Genomic DNA, 1,246 nt, shown 5'->3' with positions numbered 1-1,246 from the left:
GCAGCGCCTTGTAGTGCGTAATATGAGTAGATAGGCGTTTTAAGGCCTTATACCGCTACGCCGTTGAACAAGGTACTCCCCGCACACTCAACCATTGCCTAGAAGGCCGGTGGCTATAAGAGGAGCTCAATAACGCCGACTAAATCACGGACGCATGCGGTGGTAGGCTGCCGAGTACCTGGTGTCGGGTTCGCTTGCGTGAGAAGGGCGAGAAGCGTGGAAAGGGAGTCGCTACGTGTCGAAATCGGAGGTACTGGTTGCCGTATCGAGCTGACAGCCATCACGCGAGCGCAATGGCAGGAGCGACTTGCGCAAGCACCCAGGGCAACAAGGGACGGACAACTACGTATGCTAGGCCGGCAAGTACGGAGAACTAGTCCGGGTAAATCCGTTTCTAGTTACTTTGCAGTCAGTAGTTTACCCGTGCCGCTGCCCGTAGGCAGTCGCGAACGGGTGGCGGTCCTGTAGAGTCCTATCTTCGGATTGGTAGCAGATGGTCGTCTCGCGCCGGATGCTAGGCGGCGATTGCGAGAAGATGGCTCGGCGACAAGATTCTACTAGGATGCTCTACTCACTGGTGTATACAAGTCAGGCAACCACGCGGTTCGGCGCGGCCGACGTACAAGGGTTAGTGGAAAGGGCGCGGGTTTACAACGCATCTCACCACCTGACGGGGGTGCTGTTTTACAGTGAGGGACAGTTTCTGCAGGTGCTGGAAGGCGAGCAGACCGCAGTCAAGGCGCTCTTCGCTAAGATTCAGCGCGATCCGCGCCACCACCAGGTACAGGTACGGCGGGAGGAGATGGTGCGGCGGCGCGAGTTTCCATACTGGGGCATGGGCCTGAGTCTCGTACCGGTGGGCGTGTTTACCCGGCTTGAGCAGTTTATTCCGCCCCTACCAGGAGACGGGATGGCAAGGGAAGCGCCGCGGCCCAGTCTCCGCGGCTTGTTGCAGCCGTTCGTGCGGCAGCAGCGGTAGCCAGCAAGGGAGCGCAGGAACCGTCACGTTGGAATAGGTAGCTAAACGTCTCAGCAACAGACAACTAAGATGACTGCGCGATATGCGGTCCTGGAATCCCGTATTTACTGCAAGCGTATTCCCGCGTTTATACGGGCGCGTTCCCTCACCGGGGCCGGTACTTTTAGGAAACCTTTTCTTCTTCTGGTATGGCCTACAATAGCAAGTTCGGACCCGCTGCCCAAACGCCGCCGCAACGCGCGCACATTCTGCACCAACTGCTCGTCT

Annotated in this window: 1 protein-coding gene; it reads left to right on the top strand. The window is 58.1% G+C overall.

Translation table 11 applies throughout. From position 1 onward, the window contains the following. The first annotated feature begins 493 nt into the window (after positions 1–493). The gene (locus BXP70_RS29045; protein ID WP_086597606.1) at positions 494–979 is read left to right on the top strand and encodes a BLUF domain-containing protein; all 486 of its coding nucleotides are present in this window, start codon (positions 494–496) and stop codon (positions 977–979) included. Positions 980–1,246 lie beyond the last annotated feature (267 nt).

Origin of the sequence: Hymenobacter crusticola (genome assembly GCF_002154225.1) — a bacterium.
Taxonomy (GTDB): domain Bacteria; phylum Bacteroidota; class Bacteroidia; order Cytophagales; family Hymenobacteraceae; genus Hymenobacter; species Hymenobacter crusticola.
Note: the sequence above shows the minus strand (reverse complement) of the source record. Positions and strands in the feature narration are given on the sequence as shown.